This is a genomic window from Bradyrhizobium campsiandrae, assembly GCF_014529705.1.
Lineage (GTDB): Bacteria > Pseudomonadota > Alphaproteobacteria > Rhizobiales > Xanthobacteraceae > Bradyrhizobium > Bradyrhizobium campsiandrae.
The window spans coordinates 1-21628 of record NZ_JAANIH010000103.1 but is presented as its reverse complement, the minus strand read 5'-3'; the positions used below and the strand labels follow the sequence as shown (position 1 = coordinate 21628).

At 62.0% G+C, this 21628-nt stretch carries 18 protein-coding genes and 2 pseudogenes; 15 read left to right on the top strand and 5 right to left on the bottom strand.

Annotated elements, in window-relative coordinates; genetic code table 11:
• The coding region (locus tag G8O24_RS47020; protein WP_497717864.1) for a transposase at positions 1–174 on the bottom strand (174 nt) is incomplete at its 3' end.
• A gap of 33 nt (positions 175–207) precedes the next feature.
• Between G8O24_RS47020 and G8O24_RS40265 the strand changes: the two genes are divergently transcribed.
• On the top strand, positions 208–534 hold the full coding sequence (locus G8O24_RS40265) for an AMP-binding enzyme (RefSeq protein ID WP_188108042.1): 327 nt from the start codon (positions 208–210) through the stop codon (positions 532–534).
• 209 nt (positions 535–743) lie between these two features.
• Here G8O24_RS40265 and G8O24_RS40260 read toward each other — a convergent pair whose 3' ends face one another.
• Positions 744–2777 (bottom strand): NADPH-dependent 2,4-dienoyl-CoA reductase, encoded by a 2034-nt coding sequence (locus tag G8O24_RS40260; protein WP_188108039.1) that lies wholly within the window; start codon positions 2775–2777, stop codon positions 744–746.
• 91 nt (positions 2778–2868) lie between these two features.
• Here G8O24_RS40260 and G8O24_RS40255 point away from each other — a divergent pair, with 91 nt between their 5' ends.
• The 12 genes from G8O24_RS40255 (at position 2869) to G8O24_RS45785 (ending at position 15632) form a co-directional block, all read left to right on the top strand.
• Positions 2869–4050, top strand: a complete 1182-nt coding sequence (locus G8O24_RS40255) for an acyl-CoA dehydrogenase family protein (protein WP_188108038.1) — start codon at positions 2869–2871, stop codon at positions 4048–4050.
• Entirely contained in the window at positions 4047–4826 is a 780-nt protein-coding gene (locus G8O24_RS40250) for an enoyl-CoA hydratase/isomerase family protein (protein ID WP_188108037.1), read from the top strand. The genes G8O24_RS40255 and G8O24_RS40250 overlap by 4 nt, the downstream gene beginning before the upstream one ends.
• 19 nt (positions 4827–4845) lie before the next feature.
• Positions 4846–6006: an acyl-CoA dehydrogenase family protein gene (locus G8O24_RS40245; protein ID WP_188108036.1), complete on the top strand. Its 1161-nt coding sequence runs from the start codon at positions 4846–4848 to the stop codon at positions 6004–6006.
• A gap of 29 nt (positions 6007–6035) precedes the next feature.
• On the top strand, positions 6036–7427 hold the full coding sequence (locus G8O24_RS40240) for a phenylacetate--CoA ligase family protein (RefSeq protein WP_188108035.1): 1392 nt from the start codon (positions 6036–6038) through the stop codon (positions 7425–7427).
• Complete coding sequence (locus G8O24_RS40235; RefSeq protein ID WP_188108034.1) at positions 7424–9031, top strand: acyl-CoA carboxylase subunit beta; 1608 nt, start codon at positions 7424–7426, stop codon at positions 9029–9031. Before G8O24_RS40240 ends, G8O24_RS40235 begins: the two co-directional genes overlap by 4 nt.
• A gap of 12 nt (positions 9032–9043) precedes the next feature.
• Positions 9044–11059: an ATP-binding protein gene (locus G8O24_RS40230; protein WP_188108033.1), complete on the top strand. Its 2016-nt coding sequence runs from the start codon at positions 9044–9046 to the stop codon at positions 11057–11059.
• Positions 11056–12015 carry a hydroxymethylglutaryl-CoA lyase gene (locus tag G8O24_RS40225; RefSeq protein ID WP_188108032.1) on the top strand — a complete coding sequence of 320 codons (960 nt, stop codon included), beginning with the start codon at positions 11056–11058 and terminating at the stop codon, positions 12013–12015. Before G8O24_RS40230 ends, G8O24_RS40225 begins: the two co-directional genes overlap by 4 nt.
• A 12-nt stretch (positions 12016–12027) precedes the next feature.
• Positions 12028–12261, top strand: coding sequence for an SDR family NAD(P)-dependent oxidoreductase (locus tag G8O24_RS40220; RefSeq protein WP_188108031.1), 234 nt, complete (start codon positions 12028–12030; stop codon positions 12259–12261).
• Positions 12261–13055 (top strand): citryl-CoA lyase, encoded by a 795-nt coding sequence (locus tag G8O24_RS40215; protein ID WP_188108030.1) that lies wholly within the window; start codon positions 12261–12263, stop codon positions 13053–13055. Before G8O24_RS40220 ends, G8O24_RS40215 begins: the two co-directional genes overlap by 1 nt.
• 82 nt (positions 13056–13137) lie before the next feature.
• A complete protein-coding gene (locus G8O24_RS40210; protein ID WP_188108029.1) occupies positions 13138–13437 on the top strand; it encodes a hypothetical protein in 300 nt (99 codons plus the stop codon).
• Positions 13438–13528: 91 nt separating this feature from the next.
• Positions 13529–15061 (top strand): class I adenylate-forming enzyme family protein, encoded by a 1533-nt coding sequence (locus G8O24_RS40205; RefSeq protein ID WP_188108028.1) that lies wholly within the window; start codon positions 13529–13531, stop codon positions 15059–15061.
• A 145-nt stretch (positions 15062–15206) separates the two neighbouring features.
• On the top strand, positions 15207–15632 hold the full coding sequence (locus tag G8O24_RS45785; protein WP_188108041.1) for an IclR family transcriptional regulator domain-containing protein: 426 nt from the start codon (positions 15207–15209) through the stop codon (positions 15630–15632).
• A gap of 230 nt (positions 15633–15862) precedes the next feature.
• Here the strand turns inward: G8O24_RS45785 and G8O24_RS40195 are convergent, their stop codons facing one another.
• Positions 15863–17026 carry an NAD(P)/FAD-dependent oxidoreductase gene (locus G8O24_RS40195; protein ID WP_188108027.1) on the bottom strand — a complete coding sequence of 388 codons (1164 nt, stop codon included), beginning with the start codon at positions 17024–17026 and terminating at the stop codon, positions 15863–15865.
• A 34-nt stretch (positions 17027–17060) separates the two neighbouring features.
• Positions 17061–19511: a helix-turn-helix transcriptional regulator gene (locus tag G8O24_RS40190; RefSeq protein ID WP_188108026.1), complete on the bottom strand. Its 2451-nt coding sequence runs from the start codon at positions 19509–19511 to the stop codon at positions 17061–17063.
• Between the two features lie 376 nt (positions 19512–19887).
• Here G8O24_RS40190 and G8O24_RS40185 point away from each other — a divergent pair, with 376 nt between their 5' ends.
• Together G8O24_RS40185 and G8O24_RS44735 are read left to right on the top strand one after the other, a co-directional pair.
• The gene (locus G8O24_RS40185; protein WP_188108025.1) at positions 19888–21105 is read left to right on the top strand and encodes an alkane 1-monooxygenase; all 1218 of its coding nucleotides are present in this window, start codon (positions 19888–19890) and stop codon (positions 21103–21105) included.
• Between the two features lie 119 nt (positions 21106–21224).
• Positions 21225–21350, top strand: a pseudogene (locus G8O24_RS44735) (rubredoxin); the annotation flags it as partial.
• 143 nt (positions 21351–21493) lie between these two features.
• On the opposite strand, the pseudogene G8O24_RS44730 reads toward G8O24_RS44735, so the two are convergent.
• Positions 21494–21628, bottom strand: a pseudogene (locus G8O24_RS44730) (rubredoxin); the annotation flags it as partial.

Below are 21628 nucleotides of genomic sequence, written 5' to 3'. Positions count from 1 at the left end.
AGGGATCGAGGGACGTCCCTCGCTGGAGTAGAGCTTCCCAAGACTACGGTCCAAATCACTCAAAACATCCCGAACGAGTTCCCGCACCTTCCGGAGCGGATGGTTGGCTGGCACACGCTTATCCGGCACAATATACGAAAACAGGCCGCCCTGATCCGCAAACCTGCCGCGCATGATCGCCTCCGCCGATTCGAGATGACAAAGTGAATCATCGAACCCGCTCCACGGCGAGGGTTTTTCAGCAGACTGCTAAAGGGCCTCGCTGTGGTCTGCGTCTGCGTCCTCGCCCCCGGCGTGAAAACCGACGATACCTTGGTGGAGCGATTGAAGGACAATGTAGCCGCCGCGGTCTCCCAACCTTTCCGCCGGCGCGAAATCCATTTTGTCGAGGCGCCGCCGAAGACTCGCAGTATGAAGACCATGCGCCGCGTCGTCCGCGCGGCGTTTCTGGGCGAGAACCCGGGCGACCTGTCGCCGTTGCAGAATCCCGAGGTCATTGCTCCCATCGCTGCATTGAGGAACAAAGGCCGCTGAACACCGTCTTGGAGGGGAGCGACAGGCTGCAATTCATCGACCGCCCCCGCCGAGAGGATCCGCTCGCTTTGGCATTGTCGATCGATCCATCCAGGCCCGGTGCCCCAACTGGGTTCCTTTCGAAAGCTTGGCTGCAATGCCGACGGCCCGCAGCGAGCGGGCTAGACTATTGACCATAGACCAATGTCAACAGCCGATATCATCCACCCTTAAAGCGATTGTGCCAGCCGGATGCCCTCGTCAATCGCGCGCAAAGCGTCCAGTTCAGCGGCCTCCTTGGCGCCTCCGACGACAGCGGCCGGAATACCGCGCTCAACCAGTACGGCATGAAGCGCGCGGTTAGATTCCTGCCCGGTGCAAAGCACGATCGTGTCGGCCGCGATGACCTGGCGACGGTCATCGATCACGATGTGTAGGCCCTCATCGTCGATCCGTTCATAGCTGACGCCGCCCAACATCTCGACGCCGTATTTGCGGAGCGCGTTGCGAAGGATCCAGCCTGTCGAAACGCCAAGCCCGTCCCCCGGCTTAGAGGTCTTACGCTGCAGCATGACGACTTTGCGGGTACCGCCCACCGGTGCCTGCGGATCAGCCTTGAGCGCGCCCGGCGCGGAGAAATTTCCATCCACGCCCCAAGTGTCGAAAAAAGCCTCGCTGCCGTTAGCCTCGGCGGCGGGAGTGACAAGAAACTCGGCCACGTCGAAGCCGATACCGCCGGCGCCCATGATGGCGACGGTCTTTCCCGCGACCCGTGCGCCGGACAGGATTTCCGCATAGGTTGCGACCTTGGGGTGATCAATGCCCGGCAGATGGGGGATGCGGGGGCTGACGCCGGTGGCGACCACCACATGATCGAAACCGCCCAGATCCTCTGCGGTGGCGCGTTGGCCCAGATGTAGCTCGACCCCGTGCTTGTCCATCTGGCGGCGGAAGTAGCGCAGGGTATCGTCGAACTCGCTCTTGCCGGGTACAGCGCGGGCGAGCGTGAGCTGTCCACCGAGCGCTTGGGTAGCCTCGAACAACATAACGGCGTGGCCGAGTCGCGCGGCTTCCGCAGCAGTAGCCATTCCCGCCGCGCCGCCGCCTACCACCGCAATCTTTTTGCGGACCTCGGCGGGCGTATCGCGCAGCTCGGATTCGCGACCGGCGCGAGGATTTACAAGGCAACTCACCGTGCGGCCAGAGAAGATATAGTCCAGGCAAGCCTGATTGCAGGCGATGCAGGTGTTGATCTCGTCTACTCGTCCTTCTCTGATCTTGTTGACGAAAAACGGATCGGCGAGCATTGGCCGCGCCATAGAGATCAGATCCGCATCGCCGCTTTCGAGGATGTCCTCGGCCATGTCAGCGGTGCTGATACGGTTCGATGCAACAACGGGGATGGAGACGGCGGCGCGGACCCGCGCGGCGGCCTTGCGCCAAGCTCCTCGCGGCACCGGATAGGCTATCGTCGGCACGCGGGCCTCGTGCCAGCCAATGCCAGTGTTGATGATGTCGGCGCCGGCAGCCTCGACCTTGCGAGCAAGGGCGGCGATCTCATCCGCCGGTGCGCCACCCTCGATCAGATCGGCAGCCGAAATACGATAGATGATCAGTAGATCCGGACCGCAGCGCTGACGCACCGCGCGTACCACCTCGACCGGAAAACGATGGCGGTTCTCAGCGCTGCCGCCCCAGGCATCTTCGCGCTTGTTGGTGTGAGTCACCGTGAATTCGTTGATGAGATAGCCCTCGGAACCCATGATTTCCACGCCGTCAAAGCCTGCTGCCTGCGCGTTCGCTGCCGCTTCGGCGAATTGGCTGATTGTGCGGAGGATGTCGCTATCAGTCATCTCGCGCGGGATATGGCGATTGATTGGTGCTCGAATTGGGGAAGGCGCTACGCAGCCCGCAATCTTTGCATAGCGCCCTGCATGAAGGAGTTGCGCGCAGATGAGAGCGCCCTCGTGATGTACTGCATCGCAAATCGGGCGAAGCGCCTGAGCCTCTTCGGGATCGTCAAGCCGCGGTCCTTGATCGTCAAGCACGCCTTCGGCGTTAGGCGAAAACCCGCCAGTGACGATGAGCGCAACGCCGCCCCGCGCACGTTCGACATAGAAGGCAAGTTGCGCGGCGATCGGGTCGGGCTTGCACTCGAGCTTGGTGTGCATTGAACCCATGATGATCCGGTTGCGCATTTCGTGGCGCCCGACCTTGAGCGGCGAAAGCACTCTGGCGTAGGTCGACGAAACCGTCGTGTTCATAATTTTCCTCCCTTGGCACTTGCCGTCTATTCTAACGTTTGTTAGGTTTCTTGCAAAGTCGATTTAAGACGCTTCGCGGGAGGATCATTCAATGCCATTTCAGCCGACCGAAGATCAGCTCGCCTTTCGGGAGGTAGCGCGGCGCTTTGCGCGCGAACGATTGGCCGATGGCTATCAAAAACGCGCCAAAGGCCATGTCCTCGATCGGGAACTAATCCGGGAAATGGGCTCACTCGGTCTGATTGGGCCGGATCTTCCCGAGAAGCTTGGCGGAATGGGTGAAAGCTCCGTCACCGCCGGTTTGATTACTGAACAAATCGCCTATGCCGATTTCAACGTCAGCTACGTGCAACTCCTGGGCTCGCTCATGGGCGGGATGGTTGCAAAACACGCATCGGAGGACATCGCGCGCGATTGGGTGCCGCGCGTGATTGCGGGAGACGCGGTGATTGGACTTGGCCTTACCGAGCCGCGCGGCGGTTCGGATGCGGCGAATCTTCAGCTCCGCGCCGAGAAGTCAGGCAATGGCTGGCGGCTGAATGGCGAAAAGACCTCGATGAGCTTTGCCGCGCAGGCAGACGCTGCTGTTGTTTTCGCCCGCACCGGCGATCCCCAAGGCGGGTCGCGTGGCGTCAGCGCGTTTTTTGTCAACTTGGCGGAAAAAGGCATCAAGCGGACCCATTTCGACGATATCGGTACCAAGCCGGTCGGTCGCGGCTCGGTTTTCTTCGATGATGTCCCTGTGCCGGCTGAATGTCTGATGGGTGAACAGGACCGTGCCTTCGGGACCATCATGGCCGGTTTTGACTACAGCCGCGCGTTGATCGGGCTGGAGTGCCTCGGTCCGGCGCAGGCCTCTGTCGACGAGACCTGGGCCTATGTGCAACAACGCGAAGCGTTCGGCGCGCCGTTGGCCCAATATCAGGGCGTCACCTTTCCGCTCGCCGAGGCCGAGACGCAACTGACGATGATGCGCCAGCTTTGTTATTACACCCTCGATCTCCGCGATCGCAACATGCCGCATACGGCCGAGGCGGCCATGTGCAAATGGTATGTGCCAAAGACGGCCTGCGAGATCATGCAGCAGTGCCTGATTTTGCACGGGCACTACGGCTACACGACGGATCTACCACACCACCAGCGTTACAACGACGTGCTCGGGCTCCAAATCGGCGACGGTACGGCCCAAATCCAGAAGCTCGTCATCGCGCGCGAGAGGGTTGGGCGTGTGGCGCTCCAATATGACAGGAGAGCGAAGGGGGCGGCGAAATGAGCGTCCCAGTCAATATTCGAACCGAAGGCAGCACCGGGATCATCGAGCTGAGCCGGCCGGAGAAGTTCAACTGTCTCTCGCTCGAGGTGCATGAGCTTATCGATATCGCGCGTGCGAAATTCGAGGCCGACCGTTCGGTCCGGGCTATCCTGATCTGCGCACAGGGCAAACATTTTTGCACCGGTGCTGACCTCGTCGAAGTCAAGGGCAAGATGGACGATCCGGTGGCGCTCGACCACTTCATTGGCTTCGGCATGGGCGTGTTGCGCCGGCTCGAGCAGAGTCCCCTACCGGTGGTCGTGGCGGTTCAGGGGCTGTGCCTGGCGGGGGGGATCGAATTGATGTTGTCGTGCGATGTCTGCTTCGCGGCCGAGACCGCCCAGTTTGGCGATCAGCATGCGCAGTTCGGCCTCATTCCGGGTTGGGGCGGCAGTCAGCGACTGGTCCGCCTCATCGGACTGCGCCGAGCGCTCGATCTGATGTTCTCGGCGCGTTGGCTGAAGGCGGAGGAGGCGAAGGGGGGCGGACTCGTGAACTACGTCGTGGCCGATGACGAACTTCGAAGCGCGGCGTTGGCCTACTGCCAGAAGATCGGCACGCGCGCGCGGCAGGGCATTGCGGAGATGAAACGGCTGGGTCGCGACGGTCTGGAATTGACGCTCGATCAAGGCATGCGACTTGAGCGCGATGCTGCGTTACGCCACCTGCCGGGAGCGGACGTGGCCGAGGGACTTTCGGCCTTCGCCAATCGCCGCGAGCCGAGATTCGAGCAATAGCGTCGCGTCGGGGTTCACCATGGATTTCAACTTGAACGATGAGCAGCGCCAGATTTACGAATACGGCGCCCAGCTGGCGCAGCGCTTCGACAACGCCTATTGGCTTGATCATGCGCGTCGGCATGCTTTTCCGCAGGAGATGTTCTCCAAGATCGCCGATGATGGATTTCTGGGGCTCATGGTGCCTCAAGAATACGGCGGGGCCGGCCTCGGCATGACTGAGATGGCTCTGTTCATGGAGGGCACGGCCAATCACGGTATTCCGCTTTTGATGATGGTCGTAGGACCGACCATGTCTCTGGCGCATATTGCGAACCATGGAAGCGAGTTCCAGAAGAAAGAGCTCCTGCCGCGGGCGTGTCGCGGCGAAATCCAGTTCTGCTTTGCGATCACGGAGCCGGGAGCTGGATCGAACACGATCAAGGCTCGCACCTTGGCGAGGCAAAGAGGCAACCGTTTTTCACTGTCGGGCGAAAAGACCTTTATCACCGGCGCTGATATTGCGGACTACTGCCTGGTGGTGGCACGTACCAAGCCGCACGAGGAAGTCAAACGCAAGACCGATGGCTTCACACTTTTTGCCGTCGATCTGAAAAAGAACGGCGTCAACAAGCAGCGAGTAAAGGTTTCGATTCCGCTGCCCGAGGAGCAATGGACGCTGTTCTTCGACGAGGTCGATCTTGGTCCTGAGGACGTTGTGGGCCAAGTGGACGAAGGCTTCTCGATTCTCTTCGACTCGCTCAATCCCGAGCGCATCATCCTGGCGGCGCTATGCTGCGGAATTGGCCGATTTGCGCTGAACAAGGGCGTCGCCTATGCGTCGGAGCGCATCGTCTTTGGCCAGCCGATCGGTGCGCACCAGGGTGTGCAACACCCGATGGCCAAGGCCTATACCGCGGTCGAAATGGCGAGCCTCATGACCCGCCGCGCGGCCTGGGAATTCGATAGCCACCTGCCCGCTGGCGCCTCGTCCAATATGGCGAAATACGCCGCGGCAGAGGCGGGCATCGAGGCAGTCGATGCGGCGCTCCAGGCTCATGGCGGCTCCGGGTTTACCGAGGATACCGGCATCTATGAGCTATACCCGCTGGTGCGCTTGCTGCGCACTGCGCCGGTCAACCGCGAGCTGTGTCTGAGTTTCATCGGCGAGAAGGTCATGGGCCTGCCACGCTCCTACTGAACGCTGCGGACAGGCAAGGAGGCTAAGCAATGAATTTCGGTATGCGATTCCGGCGGGCGGACGCTTACGCAAAGTCGAGCGCGTGCTGCTGGCACGCCATTGAAACGACCCCGCTCGACGAAATCCGGCGCATTCAGGAAGACAAGCTCATTACGCAGATGACCTATCTGCAGGCCAACTCGGAATTCTACCAGAAGAAGCTGGGCGCGGCCGGTGTCAGGTTCGACGACGTGCGCACTATCGAGGATCTGCAGAAGCTGCCCTACACGTTCAAAGCGGAGATCCGCGACAGTCTTGCCGCTCGCAAGCCCTTCGGCCTCCACCTCGCAGCGAAGCCCGAAGACATAATTCAGATGCAGGCATCGTCCGGCACGACGGGCAGCCCATCTTACGTTGCTCTGACCGAATCCGACGCCGCGATGTGGCATGAAATGTCCGCACGCTGTTTTTTCGCGACCGGCGTGCGGCCCGGCGACATGGTGCTACATGCCTTCTCGCTGGCCAAAGGCTTTGTTGGCGGCATCCCGGTCATGCAAGGTTTGCAATACATGGGCGCTATTGACATCCCTATTGGTGCCGATGGCGGTGCCGACCGTCTAATCCGGGCTTGTGCCGACATCCGCCCGCGCTGCGTGATCGGCGCTCCAAACTTTGTTCTGCACCTGGGCGAGAAAGCCCCTGAGATCCTTGGCATTCCCGCATCGCAGCTCGGCGTCGAGCGAGTCATCGTGGGTGGCGAGCCGGGCGGTGGCATCCCCACCGTCCGCCGCCGCATTGAGGAGCTCTGGGGCGCAAAATGCACCGAGTTGCTTGGTGGCACGGACCTCGGCGTGACCTACTGGGCCGAGTGCGACGAACAGTCGGGCATGCACATGGTCAACATGGACTTCATTATTACCGAGCTGCTCGACCCTGACACCGGCAAGATTCTCCCATTCGAGGACGGGACACGTGGTGAGATGGTTTATACGGCGATAGGCCGGCAGGCGAGCCCGCTGCTGCGCTTCCGCTCCGGCGACTACATCGAGGTCTTGGGCACCAGCTGCTCGTGCGGGCGAACAGGGCCAAAGATCCGCTGTATCGGTCGCACCGACGACATGCTGATCGTCCGCGGTGCCAACGTCTTCCCCTCAGCCATCCATAGCCTCATGAACGAAATGATGCCCGAGACCAACGGGGTCGTCCGCGTTGTTGCTGATTTCGAAGGGCACACGACGCAGTCGGCACTCAAAGTGATTGTCGAACGCGGACCCCACCGTCCGCCCAGCAGGGACGACGAACTAAAAAACAAAATCGAGACGCGCTTACGCGATGCGCTGGTGTTCAAGGCCGACGTCCGCATTGTCAAGCCCGACACATTCGAGAAGCCCGGCGCGGCGAAGGTTGCGCTCACTCTTCGCAAATACCCTGATCTGTCATGACAATTCTTAAATCGCTTCTTGACAAGGGTTCGGAGAATTTCCGGGCCAATGAGACGCACTACCGCGCGAAAATCAAAAGGCTGCACGAACTCCGGCTGGAGCAACGTGCCGGCGGCCCGCTGAAAGCACGCGAACGACACGAGGAGAAGAGCAAGGTCCTGCCGCGTGATCGCGTCGAACGGCTGATCGATCCAGGCACCCCCTTTCTGGAACTGGGTGAACTTGCGGGCTTAAATAAATATGAGGGCGTGCCCCCCGGCGCTGGCATCATTACCGGCATCGGCATGATCGAACAACGGCACTGCATGATCATTGCAAACGACGCCACCGTAAAGGGCGGCACTTATTTCGGCATGACAAGTAAGAAACACGTGCGCGCCCAGCGCATCGCTTGGAACAACCGGCTGCCGGTGATCACGCTGGTTGATAGTGGCGGGGCCTTCCTGCCAGAGCAAGCAAACATTTTCCCCGACGAGGGCCAGTTCGGCTCGATCTTCCACAACCAGGTGGGCATGTCCGGAGATGGCATACCGCAGATTGCCGTTGTCATGGGTCCTTGTACCGCGGGCGGCGCCTATATCCCGGCGTTGTGCGACGAGGTGGTGATCGTGCGTGGCCAAGGTTTCATGTACCTCGGCGGCCCTGAATTGACCTTCGCCGCGACGGGAGAGAAGGTTGACGCCGAGACTTTGGGTGGCGGCAAAATGCATTGTGCGATCTCCGGCGTGACTGACCACTTGGCCGAGAATGACGCCCATGCGCTAGCGATCACCCGGCAGATCGTGGCGCATCTGGGTGACAAGGCCAGTCCACGCAAGACCCCTGCCGTACCGAAGCCTCCCGCTTATCCCGTTGAGGAGATCTACGGCATCATCAGCCGCGACGCCAAGGTGCCGACCGATAACCGCGAGATCGTCGCGCGGCTGATCGATGGCAGCGAATTGCACGAGTTCAAGCCGCTGTATGGTGACACGTTGATAACCGGCTGGGCTCGCATTCATGGTCATGAGGTCGGCATCCTGGCCAATAACGGAGTACTGTTTGTCGAGGCAGCTCTGAAGGCGACGCATTTCATAAATCTTTGCGTACAGCGCGACATTCCGCTGGTCTTCCTCGCTGACGTCAATGGCTTCATGGTCGGCCGCGAGGTGGAGCAGGCGGGCATCGCCAAGGCGGGCGCCAAGATGATCACCGCCATGTCGTCGGCCCGCGTGCCGAAGTTCACGGTGATCACCGGCGGCTCCTACGGCGCGGGTTACCTCGCCATGTTGGGCCGGCCGTTCCAGCCCGACGCCATGTTCGCTTGGCCGAACGGTCGCGCGGCCATCATGGGACCAGAGCAGGCGGCGAGCGTGCTGGCCCAGGTGCGCGCCCAGATCAATGAACGCGAGGGCAAGAACTGGACGCCGGAAGAGGAAGAGGCGTTCAAGGCTCCAATCCGCCGTGAATACGAGACCTTTCAAGACGCCTACAACTTCGCCTCCAACCTGTGGATCGACAACGTGATCGAACCTGCCGAGACACGTGATGTGCTTGCGCTGTTGCTGGACGTGGCTTCGCGGCGCCCGAAAGCTGAGAGCCACTTTGGCGTTTTCCGGTTTTAGGGCCGAGACACCATGCGTATTAAAACCCTTCTCATTGCCAACCGCGGCGAAATCGCCTGCCGGATCGCGCGCACGGCACGTGGGCTCGGGATCATCCCGGTCGGCGTGCATTCCGATGCCGACGCCAAGGCTCTGCATGTGCGCGAAATCGGTCGGTCGCTGCGGATCGGCGCCGGGCCGGCTGCCGAAAGCTATCTGCGGATTGACGCGGTGATCGCGGCCGCCCGGCAAGCCGGCGCAGATGCAATCCATCCCGGCTATGGCTTCTTGGCGGAAAATGCCGACTTCGCTCGCGCGGTCGAAGCCGCCGGCATGATCTTCGTCGGCCCCACAGCTGGAACGCTGGAGCGGTTTGGCGACAAGGCCAGCGCCAAGAAGGCCGCGATCGAGGCGGGGGTGCCGGTGATTCCTGGCGTCGAGCGTGTAATGTCGGATCCCGTCCAGATTGCCCAAGCGGTGCGCGAAATTGGCCCGCCGGTCCTGCTAAAGGCCGTCGGTGGCGGTGGCGGGCGCGGTCAGCGCCTGGTCGAGAACGAAGTTACACTGGCTGCCGACATCGAAGGCGCGTTGCGCGAGGCAAAGTCCACCTTCGGCTCTGAGGGGCTTTTGCTGGAGCGCTTCTTGCCAGCGGCTCGCCATGTCGAGGTGCAGGTCGCGGGAGACGGCAACGGCCATGTCGTGCATCTCTTCGAACGCGATTGCACGCTTCAACGCCGCCACCAGAAGGTGATTGAAGAAGCTCCCGCCTGGGGCCTGCCGCGACCGCTTCTGGACCGGATCGCGCAGGACGCGGTCCGGCTTGCCGAGGCACTCAACTATCGCGGGCTTGGCACCATCGAATTCCTGGTGACGGGCGAGAAGTATTTTTTCCTCGAAGTCAATCCCCGGATTCAAGTTGAACATCCCGTGACGGAGGCGGTCACCGGGCTAGACCTGGTGGCGCTGCAACTGCGCATCGCAGAGGGCGCAGGTCTGGGCCTGACGCAGGATCAGATCACCTGCACCGGCCATGCCGTGGAGGCGCGGCTCTATGCCGAGGATCCGACGATGCAGTTCGCCCCCTCGACAGGGCGGATCACCGTGCTCTCGCTGCCCGGTGATCTCCGTATCGACAGCGGGGTCGAAATAGGCGACAGCGTCAGCCCATTCTACGATCCAATGATCGCAAAGCTGATCATCCACGGTCCCAATCGGAAAACCGCGCTGGCGCGCCTGGCGCGGGTGCTGGATCATGTGGCGGTGGACGGGGTTGAGACCAACCGCGCCTTCCTTGCCGCGCTGGCCCGCGACGCCGATTTCGCGCGGATGGAGGTCCACACCCGCTGGATCGACCATCGCATCGAGGCGCTGACCGCCGCGCCGCAGCGGTCGGATGCGCGCCTGTGGCAGGCGGCGGCCGGCGTCCTGTTCGTCACCCGCGGTCGCGCCAATGGCGATCCCAACCCTTGGCGCAACCGCGATCGGTTCACCGGCTGGCGGCTAGGTCTTGGTGGCGGTCTGGCAGAAGCTGGGCAGCGCGTGATGCTGGCCCGTCCGGGCGCGCAGGGCGAAGAGCTGCGTGTCAGTCCGGTGGGAAGCGATGGGCGCTTTGTCGTCTATGGGGCCGACGCGACCCCGCTGGCTCTGACCGCAGCTGAGCTTCGGTGTGGCCACTGGCAGATCACGCAGGATGGTGAAACGACGATGATCACCACGCGGATCAACGGTGAGACGATTGAGATCGACACGCCCGACGGACGTCACCTGTTCCAGGCCGCACCGCCGCTTGCCTTCGCCGAGATCGACAGCGCCGCGGACCGTACTCTCTTATCGCCTCTGACCGGCACAATCGTGAAGGTGCTGGTCCGCGAGGGCGCCCCTGTGGCGGCTGGCGAGGTCGTGGCAATCCTGGAATCGATGAAGCTCGAAATCTCAATCAAGGCGATGGTTTCGGGGGTGGCGAAAAGTATATCCATCTCGCAAGGCGCGATGGTGGACCGGGGGCAGCCAATCGCCGAGATAGCTCCCATAGATAGCGAGGGTTCATGAGCGATTTTCCGAAATTTGTCGAGTTCAGGGAAGAAGGGCCGCGTGAAGGGTTCCAGATCGAGAAGAAGATCCATCCGATCGAAGAGCGGATTGAACTAATCGATATGCTCAGCGAGACCGGGTTGAAGCGGATTCAGGTGGGCAGCTTCGTCAATCCTCAAAAGGTGCCCCAAATGGCGGATACGGCGGAGCTGTTTAAGCGCATCAAGCGGGTGCCCGGCGTGAGATACACCTCGCTCTGGCTGAACGACAAGGGTTTCCGCAAGGCGCTTGCGGCGCATCAGGTAGACATCGATCCGCGGCTATTGTTCTATCCCTCCGACACATTCTCGCGAAAGAACAACGACGCTTCGTCGATTGAGATGCGCGAAAAGCAGCGCGAATGGGTGAAGCTCTACAAGCAGGAGGGCCACGCTGTCGACACGGCGTACGTGATGACCGCATTCGGATGCAACTTCGAAGGACCGATCCCGCAGCAACGGGTCCTGGACGATTTCCGCTTTATCCTCGATCTCTGCACAGAAGAAAATATCCCGCTGCCGATCCTTGTTGTCGCCGACACGATGGGGTGGGGCAATCCCGAGGCGATCAAGCGCATGATCGGAGCGCTTAGGGATATGAAGCCCGACGCGCGCATCGGCATGCACTTGCACGACACAAGGGGCCTCGGAATAGCCAACCTCTATGCTGCGCTTTCTATGGGCGTTGACATGTTTGAGAGCTCCGTCGCCGGACTGGGCGGCTGCCCGTTTGCCGGTCACGGCCACGCGCGCGCGGCCGGAAATGTCTGCACCGAAGATGCCGTGTTTCTCTGCCATGAACTAGGCATCCGGACCGATATCGACCTCGACAAGCTGATCGCGGCTGCCGTTTGCGCCGAAAAGATCATCGGCTCGCCGCTGATGGGCCGGGTGATGCATTCCGGCGGGCTCGACAAGTACCGCAAAGCAAGCTGAGCAAGGATCGAGATGAGCAAGGTCCTCGACGGAAAAGTCGTCCTGATCACAGGGGCGGGCGGCGGCATCGGACGGGAAATCGCACTGGCAGCCGCGAAGGTCGGAGCCGCAATTGTAGTCAACGATCTGGGCGTTTCCGTGAAAGGCACTGGCCAGACCGAAACTGCGAGGCAGAAGGTGACCGACAAAGCGAACTTTATCCCGCTCGACGTCTCCGCCGCCGTCTTTTCCTGGGATCCGGTCTGATGGCAAATCGCAAGAGAAAGATCTCCTCCAAGATCGCATGGAGCACGCCTGACAGAATCTGCGTGCGCGGGCTGGATCTGCCGAACGAGATTCTCGGGCACATGAACCTTGGGGATCTTGCATTTCTCCAACTGACCGGGCGCAAACCGACGCTTGAGGAAGGCAGGGTGTTCAATGCCATTGTCATCACGCTGGTGGAACATGGCATTACGCCCTCGGCGCTGGCGGCACGGATGACCTACATGGGCGCGCCCGAGGCGCTCCAGGCCGCGGTGGCTGCGGGGCTGTGCGGACTCGGCACCGTATTCGTCGGCTCAATGGAGGGCGCCTCTAAAATGCTCTACGAGGCGCTGCCGCGCGATAAGCTCGGCAGCCGACAGGATCTCGACAAACTCGCCGACGAAACCGTGGAGGCGTTTGCTGCCCGCAGGGCCATCGTTCCGGGTCTTGGCCATCCAGTGCACAAACCTGTCGATCCGCGCACGCCGCGCCTGTTTCAGATTGCAGCAGAAAACGGCTTGTCAGGCGAATATGTCGAGCTGATCAAAAAAATCCAGACCGCGGCTGAGAAACGCTCCGGCAAGATGCTGCCGATCAACGCCACTGGGACCATCGGAGCGATCTGCTGCGAGTTCGGCTTTTCCTGGAAGATCGTGCGCGGCTTCGGCGTGATGGCACGTGCCATCGGCCTCGTGGGCCACATTCTGGAGGAGAGCGAAAACCCGATCGCCTATGAGATCTGGCAGCGCGCCGAAGAGGAAAGCCTCGAAACCAGCGGCCCGCGCGCAGATTGAGTTATTTTCAGAGGAATTCGATGAAGACATCCGCTCCCGACATCCACAACCTCGGAAGGCCGCCTCTTTCTAAGCGAACCTAATGACCAGAAAGCCCATCCGTCTTCCGTTCCTCGCTGCCGGTAGAGTGGACCGCGCTCTGCTCGAGGCGGATTTCGGCGGCGCGTATCAGGTTGCCCTTGATCTGGAGGATAGTGTCACGCCGCAGAAGACGGGGCGGCGAGCAAGATACGTTGCGGGGCGGATAGTCGATTTATGCAAGGCGCATGAATGGCTGGCAGAGTTGGAACATCTTGGTGATCTGAAATATCCTATCGGAGGAGGTTCTGACGTTGCATTTTCGGGCAACGCTTGGTCAATGGCTCTGGTCGATGCCAGATGACGTCGGGCCACTTGGCGTCCACTGACCCGGCCGGGGCGGAAATCGGTCAGCGCGCGGCTTTCCACTGCTGAAGCGATCAAGGGAGGAATCGATGCGGGATGAAGTCATGGCTGCAGGTCAGACCAGCGTCTATGGCCTGTTCAGAACCTGTGCACGAAGGCAGCCGTCCTACACCGCGATCGACTATGACGGGTTAACCGTTTCATATGGCGACCTTCTGAACCGGGTCGACCGGATCGCTTCCGCCCTTCTCGGTAAAGGAATCAATCCTGGCGACCGCATTGCGATCCTTTCGCATAACTGTCCCGAGTATGTGGAACTGCAACTGGCGGCAGCTGCGATCGGAGCGATCGTTGCTTGCCTGAACTGGCGGCTGGCGCCGGCCGAGCTCAAGCATTGCATCGAACTGGTGGAGCCGGTGATGGCTGTGGTCGAGCCGGAATTACACGCATCGTTCGCGGTCGTGTCCCAATTGCCGGTGATCGAAATCGGCCCTGAGTGGAGCCGCATGAGCACCTCGACCGCCCCCGATCCTCGTCTCGGCACCATGCTTGAAAGCGATGAGCAGGGACTGACCATTCTTTTCACCTCGGGGACCACGGGACTGCCCAAGGGCGCGCTCATCAGTCATCGCGCGCATGTGGCGCGCGCGATGGTTTTTGCCGCCGAATTGATGCTGGCCCCCCTTGATGCGTTCGTCGCCTGGGCGCCGATGTTCCACATGGCGTCGACCGACCATATGCTGGCAACACTCATGCGTGGCGGTACGGTAGTCATCATAAACGGCTTCCAGCCAGAAGCGATCAACATGGCATTGGCCAGCCGCAAGATCGGATGGCTGGTGATGATGCCGGGCGTGATCGATGCATTCATCGAGACGCGGAAAGCCCATCCGGGACCAATCAAGGGGATCAGGATTTGTGGCGCTATGGCGGATCTTGTGCCACGGCACCAAATTGCAGAGTTGACCCGCCTCCTTGACGCTCCCTATCTAAACTCCTTCGGCGCTACTGAGACCGGTCTTCCGCCCGCAAGTGGTTCTGTCATTGAGGTCGGCGTGACGCCGACCGATCTCGCCAAACGTATTTCGTCATTTTGCGAGATTGGGCTGGTCGATCCGCAGGACAATGACGTGCCCGACGGCGAGCCGGGTGAAATGGTGATCCGGGGACCCACGCTCTTTTCAGGCTATTGGAATGCGCCGGAAGCCAACGCCGTGGATTTCAGAGGCGGCATGTTCCACATGGGCGATACCTTTCGGCGCCTTCCTGACGGACGCGTGGATTTCGTCGACCGGGTAAAATACATGATCAAGAGTGGAGGCGAAAATGTTTATCCGGCCGAGATCGAGCGGGTGTTACTGGCTCATCCGGCGGTTTCGGAAGCTGCGGTAGTCAAGGTCAGTGATCCAAAATGGGGAGAAAGGCCAGTAGCGTTCGTCGCTTGTAACGATGCAAACATATTCGCCGATGAACTCATGAGGCTCTGCGGGGAGCGACTCGCCGGATACAAACGGCCGAGAGAGATCCGGTTCATTGCCTTCGAGGATTTCCCGCGTTCGACCAGCGGCAAAGTCCAGCGCCATGTCCTCGAGGATCGATTGAAAGATGAAGGCGCTGCATGACGAATATGACCTGTGATAGTCGGAGCTGACGCTGGAGGTTCAGAAGCTGAGTTTGATTTTATCTTGGGATGGATGGCGATAGCCGGAGCACCTCGGCCAACGCGGGTATGAAAGCGAGCGGTGCGCACGTGGCGTCGCAGCCGATCTGACGCACCCGCTGCGGCGCGACAAACTCCCGCCAGCGCGTCGTCGAGGGGTACGTTGGTTTGGCGAACCAAGGCGAGAAAGGCCATCGCGCGCCGTAGCTCGGTGCGATGATCGCGGTCGCGGCCAACACTGCCGCAGACTGCTACCTCGCGGTGTCGAAGGAAAGCAGAACATCCGCCACACTGCGTGGCCTGGCGATCCGAAGCCGCTGCACTCCAGCTCGATTGGCAAGGCCTTGCTTGCCGCCAAGCCGCCGAAGGGGCGCACTGAGACGATGGCAAAATCGCCACTCGATGCGATGACGGGATACACGATCATTGATCGCACGCGTGTTGCCGAAGAGATGAAGCGATCAAGCTCACCCCGGCTCGTGGTTACGCGATCACGCGCGGCGAAAATGTGGCCGACGTCATGGCGGTCGTGAGGGGCGGTAAAGATCGGCGGCGGACGTATGTGGAATCGCTGTCGCCGGGCCACGCACCGGATGACCGAGCGCATCGCATTTCGCGGCCATTGGGGCGATCTATAGGTGAAAGTCTCGGCGCGCGAGGACGTGGCGCTCGCCATTCTGACCGGCTCGGAGACAAGGCGTTTGCTTCGGGGGCGACCTGAAGGAGATGGAGGAGCGGAAGTGCCGGACGGACCAGTCTCCACTCAGACCGGGCGAAGCGCCTTTGCCAGGTCGGCCTGCCGGGTCGGAAGGTTCACCGTCTCGGCGGCGACCAGCCGGTCACCGGAGAACAGACGGATCTCGCGGGCGTCGTCGTCCTCGCTCGTGCTTTCCTGAAGGCGGTCGTAGCCCGCGGCGATACCAAGGCCCTGCACCTTCATTCCCTTGAGGTCCGACCAGAAGCGCGGCGGAGCGGCGGGTGGCAGCGGCTTGCCGCAGATATGGGCCGCAGCAACCAGCGCCTGGGACATGGCATTGTGGATCGTCTCGATCCGGATGGGCGCGCCGAAGAAGGGGTTGACGGCCCTCGCGCAGTCGCCGACAGCGTAGACATGGGGATCCGTGGTGAGCATGGCGCCATCGACCACGATTCCGCCGTCACACCCCAGACCGGCCTGCACCGCAAGCCCGACATTCGGCAAGGCACCGATGCCGGCAACGACGATGTCCGCAGGCACCTGCGCCCCCGAGACCAGCCGCAGGCCGGTTGCCCGGCCGTTTCTTCCCATGATTTCTTCGACCCGCGCGTTGAAGATGAACGCGACGCCTTCTGCCTTCAGCTTCCGGGTAACATGGTTTGTCACCGCCGGCGAGGCGACGCGCGCCATCGGTCGGGCGGCGGCCTCGACCACGGTCACCTGTTTGCCCTGCGCGATCGCGGCGGATCCGACCTCGAGCCCGATCACACCACCACCAACAATGGCGACGGTCCGGCAATCGGCGCGACCGAGCGCCTCGCGCAGCGCGGCGGCATGGCCCAGATCGCGCAGGTAGAATACGTTTTTTAGACCCGCCCCGGGCACTTTGATAGGGCGCGAGCTGGCCCCCGTTGCCAGGATCAGTTTGTCGTAGCCGATCGCGCCGCGGTCGCGCATCGTCACCTGCCTGGCCTCGCGGTCCAGCCGCACGACCTTGCGGCCGCGTTCGAGCGTGATGCGGTTGTCCTGAAAGAACCCGGCCGGCCGGATCGGCGTCGGCCGCGGCGTGTCGGCCGACGTCAGCCAGGCCTTGGACAGCGGCGGGCGTTGATAGGGCAGGGCGGGTTCCTCGCCCAGCACGGTGATCTGTCCGTCGAATCCGTTCTGGCGAAGCGCCGCCGCGGCGCTGACGCCCGCCGCTCCCGCGCCGATGATGACGATTTTCTGCATGGCGATTCCATTCCTCCCGAACTGCTGCAGGGCCTCACAGAAGCCCGCGCGAGCGCGCCGCGGCGATGGCCTGAGACCGGTTAGCAACATCGAGGTCGCCGAAGATCTTTTTCAGGTGCCATTTCACTGCGTCCTCGGTCACGAGCATCTGCGAGGCGATCTGTTTGTTTGTCATTCCAGTGCTGACGCACTCCAGAACGGCGATCTGCTTGACCGACAGACGTGTGCCCCCGGCTGCCAGCGATCCGCGCCGCCGCTTCGACTCTCCGGCGGGCTGGATCTCTGTTCGGGCCGCCAGAAGCGGCGGCTGCGGAATGGCATCGAACAAGTCCTGCGCGACCGGGTGCAGCGCAATGAGTCCGTCCCGGATCCAGCGCGAGGTCGAATGACACCTCATATGGCGGGCGATCTGCTCGGCTTGGATCAGTTTGCGTTTTGCCGTCTTCTCCGATCCAAGTGCGTGGGCTGCCACAGCCTGACAATACTGCGCGATAATTTCCCCGCGCGCGTCGGAAATCGACGCGGCGGCTTGGGCGGCCAGCTTCGCATTGCGTTCGGCCAAGCCGAATCGCCCCCCGGCGAATGCCTCCATCGTCCGCAGGAACGCGATCCGTCCTTGGATCGCGCGGTTCTGATTGGGCAGGAACCGCAATGCGCTTTCATCGGGGAGCGCCAGCCGGTCGGACCGGTCGCCGTAGCGCAGCGCCAGTTCGGCCTGCTGAAGCCGCGCGAGAATGTCGAGGCGCAGAAGATGCCGCTCCCGCGCCGCCGCTCGGCATTGCTCCAGCAAGGCCCAGGCCCGCTCGGGATTGCCTTGCCGGCACAACAGGGTCGTGTAGCTGGAGGTAACCCCCCAGAACACGTCGGTCACGCCGTAGTTGAGGCCAAATTCGAAGGCGGCCCCGGCAAGGGCTTCACTAACGAAGTCGGGATTGGCTTCCTGAAGGGCCTGCATTTCGAAGGCGCCGAACAACTTGTCCGAAAAGGCCGAACGCGAAACCGCGACATCCGGGCTGTTGCGGGCGTCCGAGAGGGAATCGAACGCCAGCGGGATGTCCCCCTTGAACAGAGACGCCTGGATCCTGGCCGCGGCGAGCCAGCCGAACGCGTACCGCTGGCGGGCGGAGCGATTGGCGGCAAAGGCCTTGCCGAGGACTGTCTCGTGGCGGTCGAACCGGCGGTCGCTCGCGGCGATGAAGGCAAGACAGGTGAGCGCCGCGCCCTTGCCGACCTCGTTTCGGTCACCGAACTCCCGAATCCAGTCCCGGCAGAGACCCTCGCTCAGCTCCATCTCGTCGTGGGTAGCCTTGCCGATCGCCAGCACAAGCTCGCGCCAACCCTTCCCATCTTCCACCCCGGCCGGTTCGCCCGAGCCGGCCTTCACTTGGGCGCCGAGGATATCTTCCGCTTCGGCGAATTTTTGGCAGAAATACATCGTCCAGGCGTAGCTCAGGCGAAGCGCCGGCAATTGGTGAAGCTTGCTGCGCGGCACCTCGGCGCACCATGTGCGGAGCGCCTCGATCTCACCTTGGCGCAGCGCGAGGTCCAGCATGATTTCCCCGCTCATGCCCTGCGCCCAGCGATGGTCGCGTGCCTCCAGCGCCGCGACAATGGCGTGTTGGAACTCCCGCCGCCGCCAATGCCAGAATGCGATGCGTTTTAGCACGTAGGACCGGCGCGCCCCCTGCTCGATGTCGAACCGGCGGCGCAGATAGGCGCGGAGCGCGGGATGCATCTCCATCCCGAGATCGGGAGCGCTCGACGGGATCAGCAGGCCGTGGGTCTGGCTGAGGTCGACGATGTCGCGCGCGGCATCCTTCGTCTTGAACACGTAGTCGTAGCATTCGGCTGTGATGGTCTTGAGCATGGCCGCGTTGCGCAGAACGCTCCCCGATGTGCCGGGCAGGCGCCCAAGAAGCTCTTCGCTGAAATAGGAGCAGGTTTCCGGCCAGGTCGCGGCGGGCGTATCCGGACGAGCAGTGATGCGCATGAACCCGCAAAGCGCGGGCCATCCCCCGGTGGTCGCGATCATGCCCTTGGCCGCCGGGCCATCCATGCCGGCATAGGCGCGGGCCTCGTCCTCGGTGAAGGCAAGCTCTGCGGCGCCGAACGTCCTGACGCCGGGCAGCAGCGACAACCTCACAAGCCCGTCAGCTGCCCTGGCCGCAAGCACGAGTCGCACGTGATCGGGCGTTTCGCAGATGAGATTTTGGATCAGCTCGAGGCTTTGCGCATCGCCACCGGGACCGTCGAGGCAGATGGTTACGGGACCGGCTGCGCCAGCGAGGGCATCGCGAAGCGGCCGGGTGAACGACGCGGTATCGGCCTCGCTCCGCAAAGCGCGCGGCCCTTCGATCTGGTACAGGATCGCTGCCGCCAGCAACTCTTCCTCTGGAAGGCCTATCAGTGATTCCTGAGGCAGGCAAAGATATGCGAAGGCTTCGTTTCTGGCGCAGGCATCTTCTGCGGCCGTGGCGACCAGCACGGATTTCCCGTATCCCATCGGGGCCCGATACAGGAGGGCCTTGGCTCCGGGCACTCTATCGAGGCTAAGCCGATCGCGCCGGACAGTGGCGCGCACAAGGAATTGCCGTCTTGAGCGCATCCGGTCACACAAAGCCGTGACCTGTGGCGCAATCCGGCGCCCATCCGCCTCCATGCTCCTCCCTCGCGTAACCGGTGGCCAGTCTTTTGAGGCAAGCTAGTGCAAGGTTCTGGATGCCAAAACTACACTAACGTGTAGTTGATCGCCATCGCAATTCCGAGATTTTAGGGAATTAAGTGCCTGATTGGGCGCGGTCGCGGTGTCCGTCCGCCAAGCTCGGACCAGAGCTGCGTACCTTATGATAGGGGGAGGAAGCATGTCGAAAGACATCGCAAACGATTCTGCTACAGCGATCGAGGCTGCGAAAGAACCCTACGTGGACAAGAAGCGCCATTTCTGGGTGCTTTCCGTCCTGTGGCCGGCCACGCCGCTGATCGGACTCTACTTGGTCTCGCAAACCGGCTGGAGCATCTGGTACGGACTGGTGCTGATGCTGTGGTATGGCGCCGTTCCACTTCTGGACGCCATGTTCGGCGAGGATTTCTCAAACCCGCCCGAATCGGCTGTGCCCGATCTAGAACAGGACCGTTACTACCGCGTGCTGACCTACCTGACGGTGCCGATCCATTATGCCTCGCTGATCGGCTGTGCCTGGTGGGTGTCCACCCAGCCTATGAACGCGCTCGAATTCATCGCGCTCGCCCTGTCGATGGGCATCGTGAACGGCCTCGCACTGAACACCGGCCACGAGTTAGGCCACAAGAAGGAAGCTTTTGACCGCTGGATGGCCAAGCTCGTGCTGGCCGTGGTGGGCTATGGCCACTTCTTCATCGAGCACAACAAGGGCCACCACCGCGACGTGGCGACCCCGCTCGATCCGGCGACCTCGCGCATGGGCGAAACCATCTATCAATTCGCGACCCGAGAAATCCCCGGCGCCTTCAGGCGAGCCTGGGACCTGGAGGAGGAGCGTCTGAAGCGCCGCGGGAAAAGTGTCTGGAGCCTGGACAACGAGGTGCTGCAGCCCATGATCCTGACGGTCGTGCTCTATGCCGCGCTTCTGGCGTTCTTCGGTCCAACGATGCTGCTCTTCCTGCCGATCCAGATGGCCTATGGCTGGTGGCAACTGACCAGCGCCAACTACATCGAGCACTATGGTCTGCTGCGCGAGATGCTGCCGAACGGGCGCTATGAGCACCAGAAGCCGCATCACTCCTGGAACTCCAACCACATCATGTCGAACCTGATCCTGTTCCACCTGCAGCGCCATTCGGATCATCACGCGCACCCGACCCGGTCCTACCAGTCGCTGCGCGACTTCAAGGATCTGCCGGCGCTGCCCTCGGGGTATCCGGGAATGTTCTTGGCAGCGCTCTTTCCGACTTGGTTCCGGTCGATCATGGACTCCCGGGTCGTGAGCTGGGCCAAAGGTGATCTGAACAAAATCCAGATCCAGCCCGGCATGCGCGAATACTACGGTCGCAAGTTCGGTTCGATCAGTCCCGCTGCGAACGCTGCGGTTGCGGCCGAGTAATAATGCCTCGGCCTGGTGCCACATGGCAGTTCGGCGACCGAGGATCCGCGCGAGTTCGCCGACGCGTTCCCGCGACGCGAATCTTCAGAACGTAACCGGTGTCGAAAGACCAAGCGAGGATGCCACAGATGGCAAAGTATCGGTGCCCCGACTGTGGGTATATTTACGATGAAACCGCCGGCCACCCACATGAGGGCTTTCTGCCCGGAACGCCGTGGTCCGCGGTGCCCCAAAGCTGGTGCTGCCCGGACTGCGCGGAGGCGACAGGCCGTTCCATGACCACGGTTGGGCTCGCCTGCGCCGTGGTGGGCGCGGACCGCGTGGCTACCATCGCCGCGGAGTGCGGCGCCGCGACCGGTGATCGCTCGATCAACTCGAAATCGACCTTGTCGCGAACCGCGCAGTCCGGGCAGCACCAGCTTTGGGGCACCGCGGACCACGGCGTTCCGGGCAGAAAGCCCTCATGTGGGTGGCCGGCGGTTTCATCGTAAATATACCCACAGTCGGGGCACCGATACTTTGC

Bases quoted from the DNA above. Each gene is read 5' to 3' on its own strand.
- G8O24_RS40250 (WP_188108037.1), top strand. From the start codon at position 4,047: ATGAGCGTCCCAGTCAATATTCGAACCGAAGGCAGCACCGGGATCATC.
- G8O24_RS40225 (WP_188108032.1), top strand. From the start codon at position 11,056: ATGAGCGATTTTCCGAAATTTGTCGAGTTCAGGGAAGAAGGGCCGCGT.
- G8O24_RS40240 (WP_188108035.1), top strand. From the start codon at position 6,036: ATGAATTTCGGTATGCGATTCCGGCGGGCGGACGCTTACGCAAAGTCG.
- G8O24_RS40210 (WP_188108029.1), top strand. From the start codon at position 13,138: ATGACCAGAAAGCCCATCCGTCTTCCGTTCCTCGCTGCCGGTAGAGTG.
- G8O24_RS40215 (WP_188108030.1), top strand. From the start codon at position 12,261: ATGGCAAATCGCAAGAGAAAGATCTCCTCCAAGATCGCATGGAGCACG.
- G8O24_RS40245 (WP_188108036.1), top strand. From the start codon at position 4,846: ATGGATTTCAACTTGAACGATGAGCAGCGCCAGATTTACGAATACGGC.
- G8O24_RS40205 (WP_188108028.1), top strand. From the start codon at position 13,529: ATGCGGGATGAAGTCATGGCTGCAGGTCAGACCAGCGTCTATGGCCTG.
- G8O24_RS40220 (WP_188108031.1), top strand. From the start codon at position 12,028: ATGAGCAAGGTCCTCGACGGAAAAGTCGTCCTGATCACAGGGGCGGGC.
- G8O24_RS40260 (WP_188108039.1), bottom strand. From the start codon at position 2,777: ATGAACACGACGGTTTCGTCGACCTACGCCAGAGTGCTTTCGCCGCTC.
- G8O24_RS40255 (WP_188108038.1), top strand. From the start codon at position 2,869: ATGCCATTTCAGCCGACCGAAGATCAGCTCGCCTTTCGGGAGGTAGCG.
- G8O24_RS40195 (WP_188108027.1), bottom strand. From the start codon at position 17,026: ATGCAGAAAATCGTCATCATCGGCGCGGGAGCGGCGGGCGTCAGCGCC.
- G8O24_RS40185 (WP_188108025.1), top strand. From the start codon at position 19,888: ATGTCGAAAGACATCGCAAACGATTCTGCTACAGCGATCGAGGCTGCG.
- G8O24_RS40230 (WP_188108033.1), top strand. From the start codon at position 9,044: ATGCGTATTAAAACCCTTCTCATTGCCAACCGCGGCGAAATCGCCTGC.
- G8O24_RS40235 (WP_188108034.1), top strand. From the start codon at position 7,424: ATGACAATTCTTAAATCGCTTCTTGACAAGGGTTCGGAGAATTTCCGG.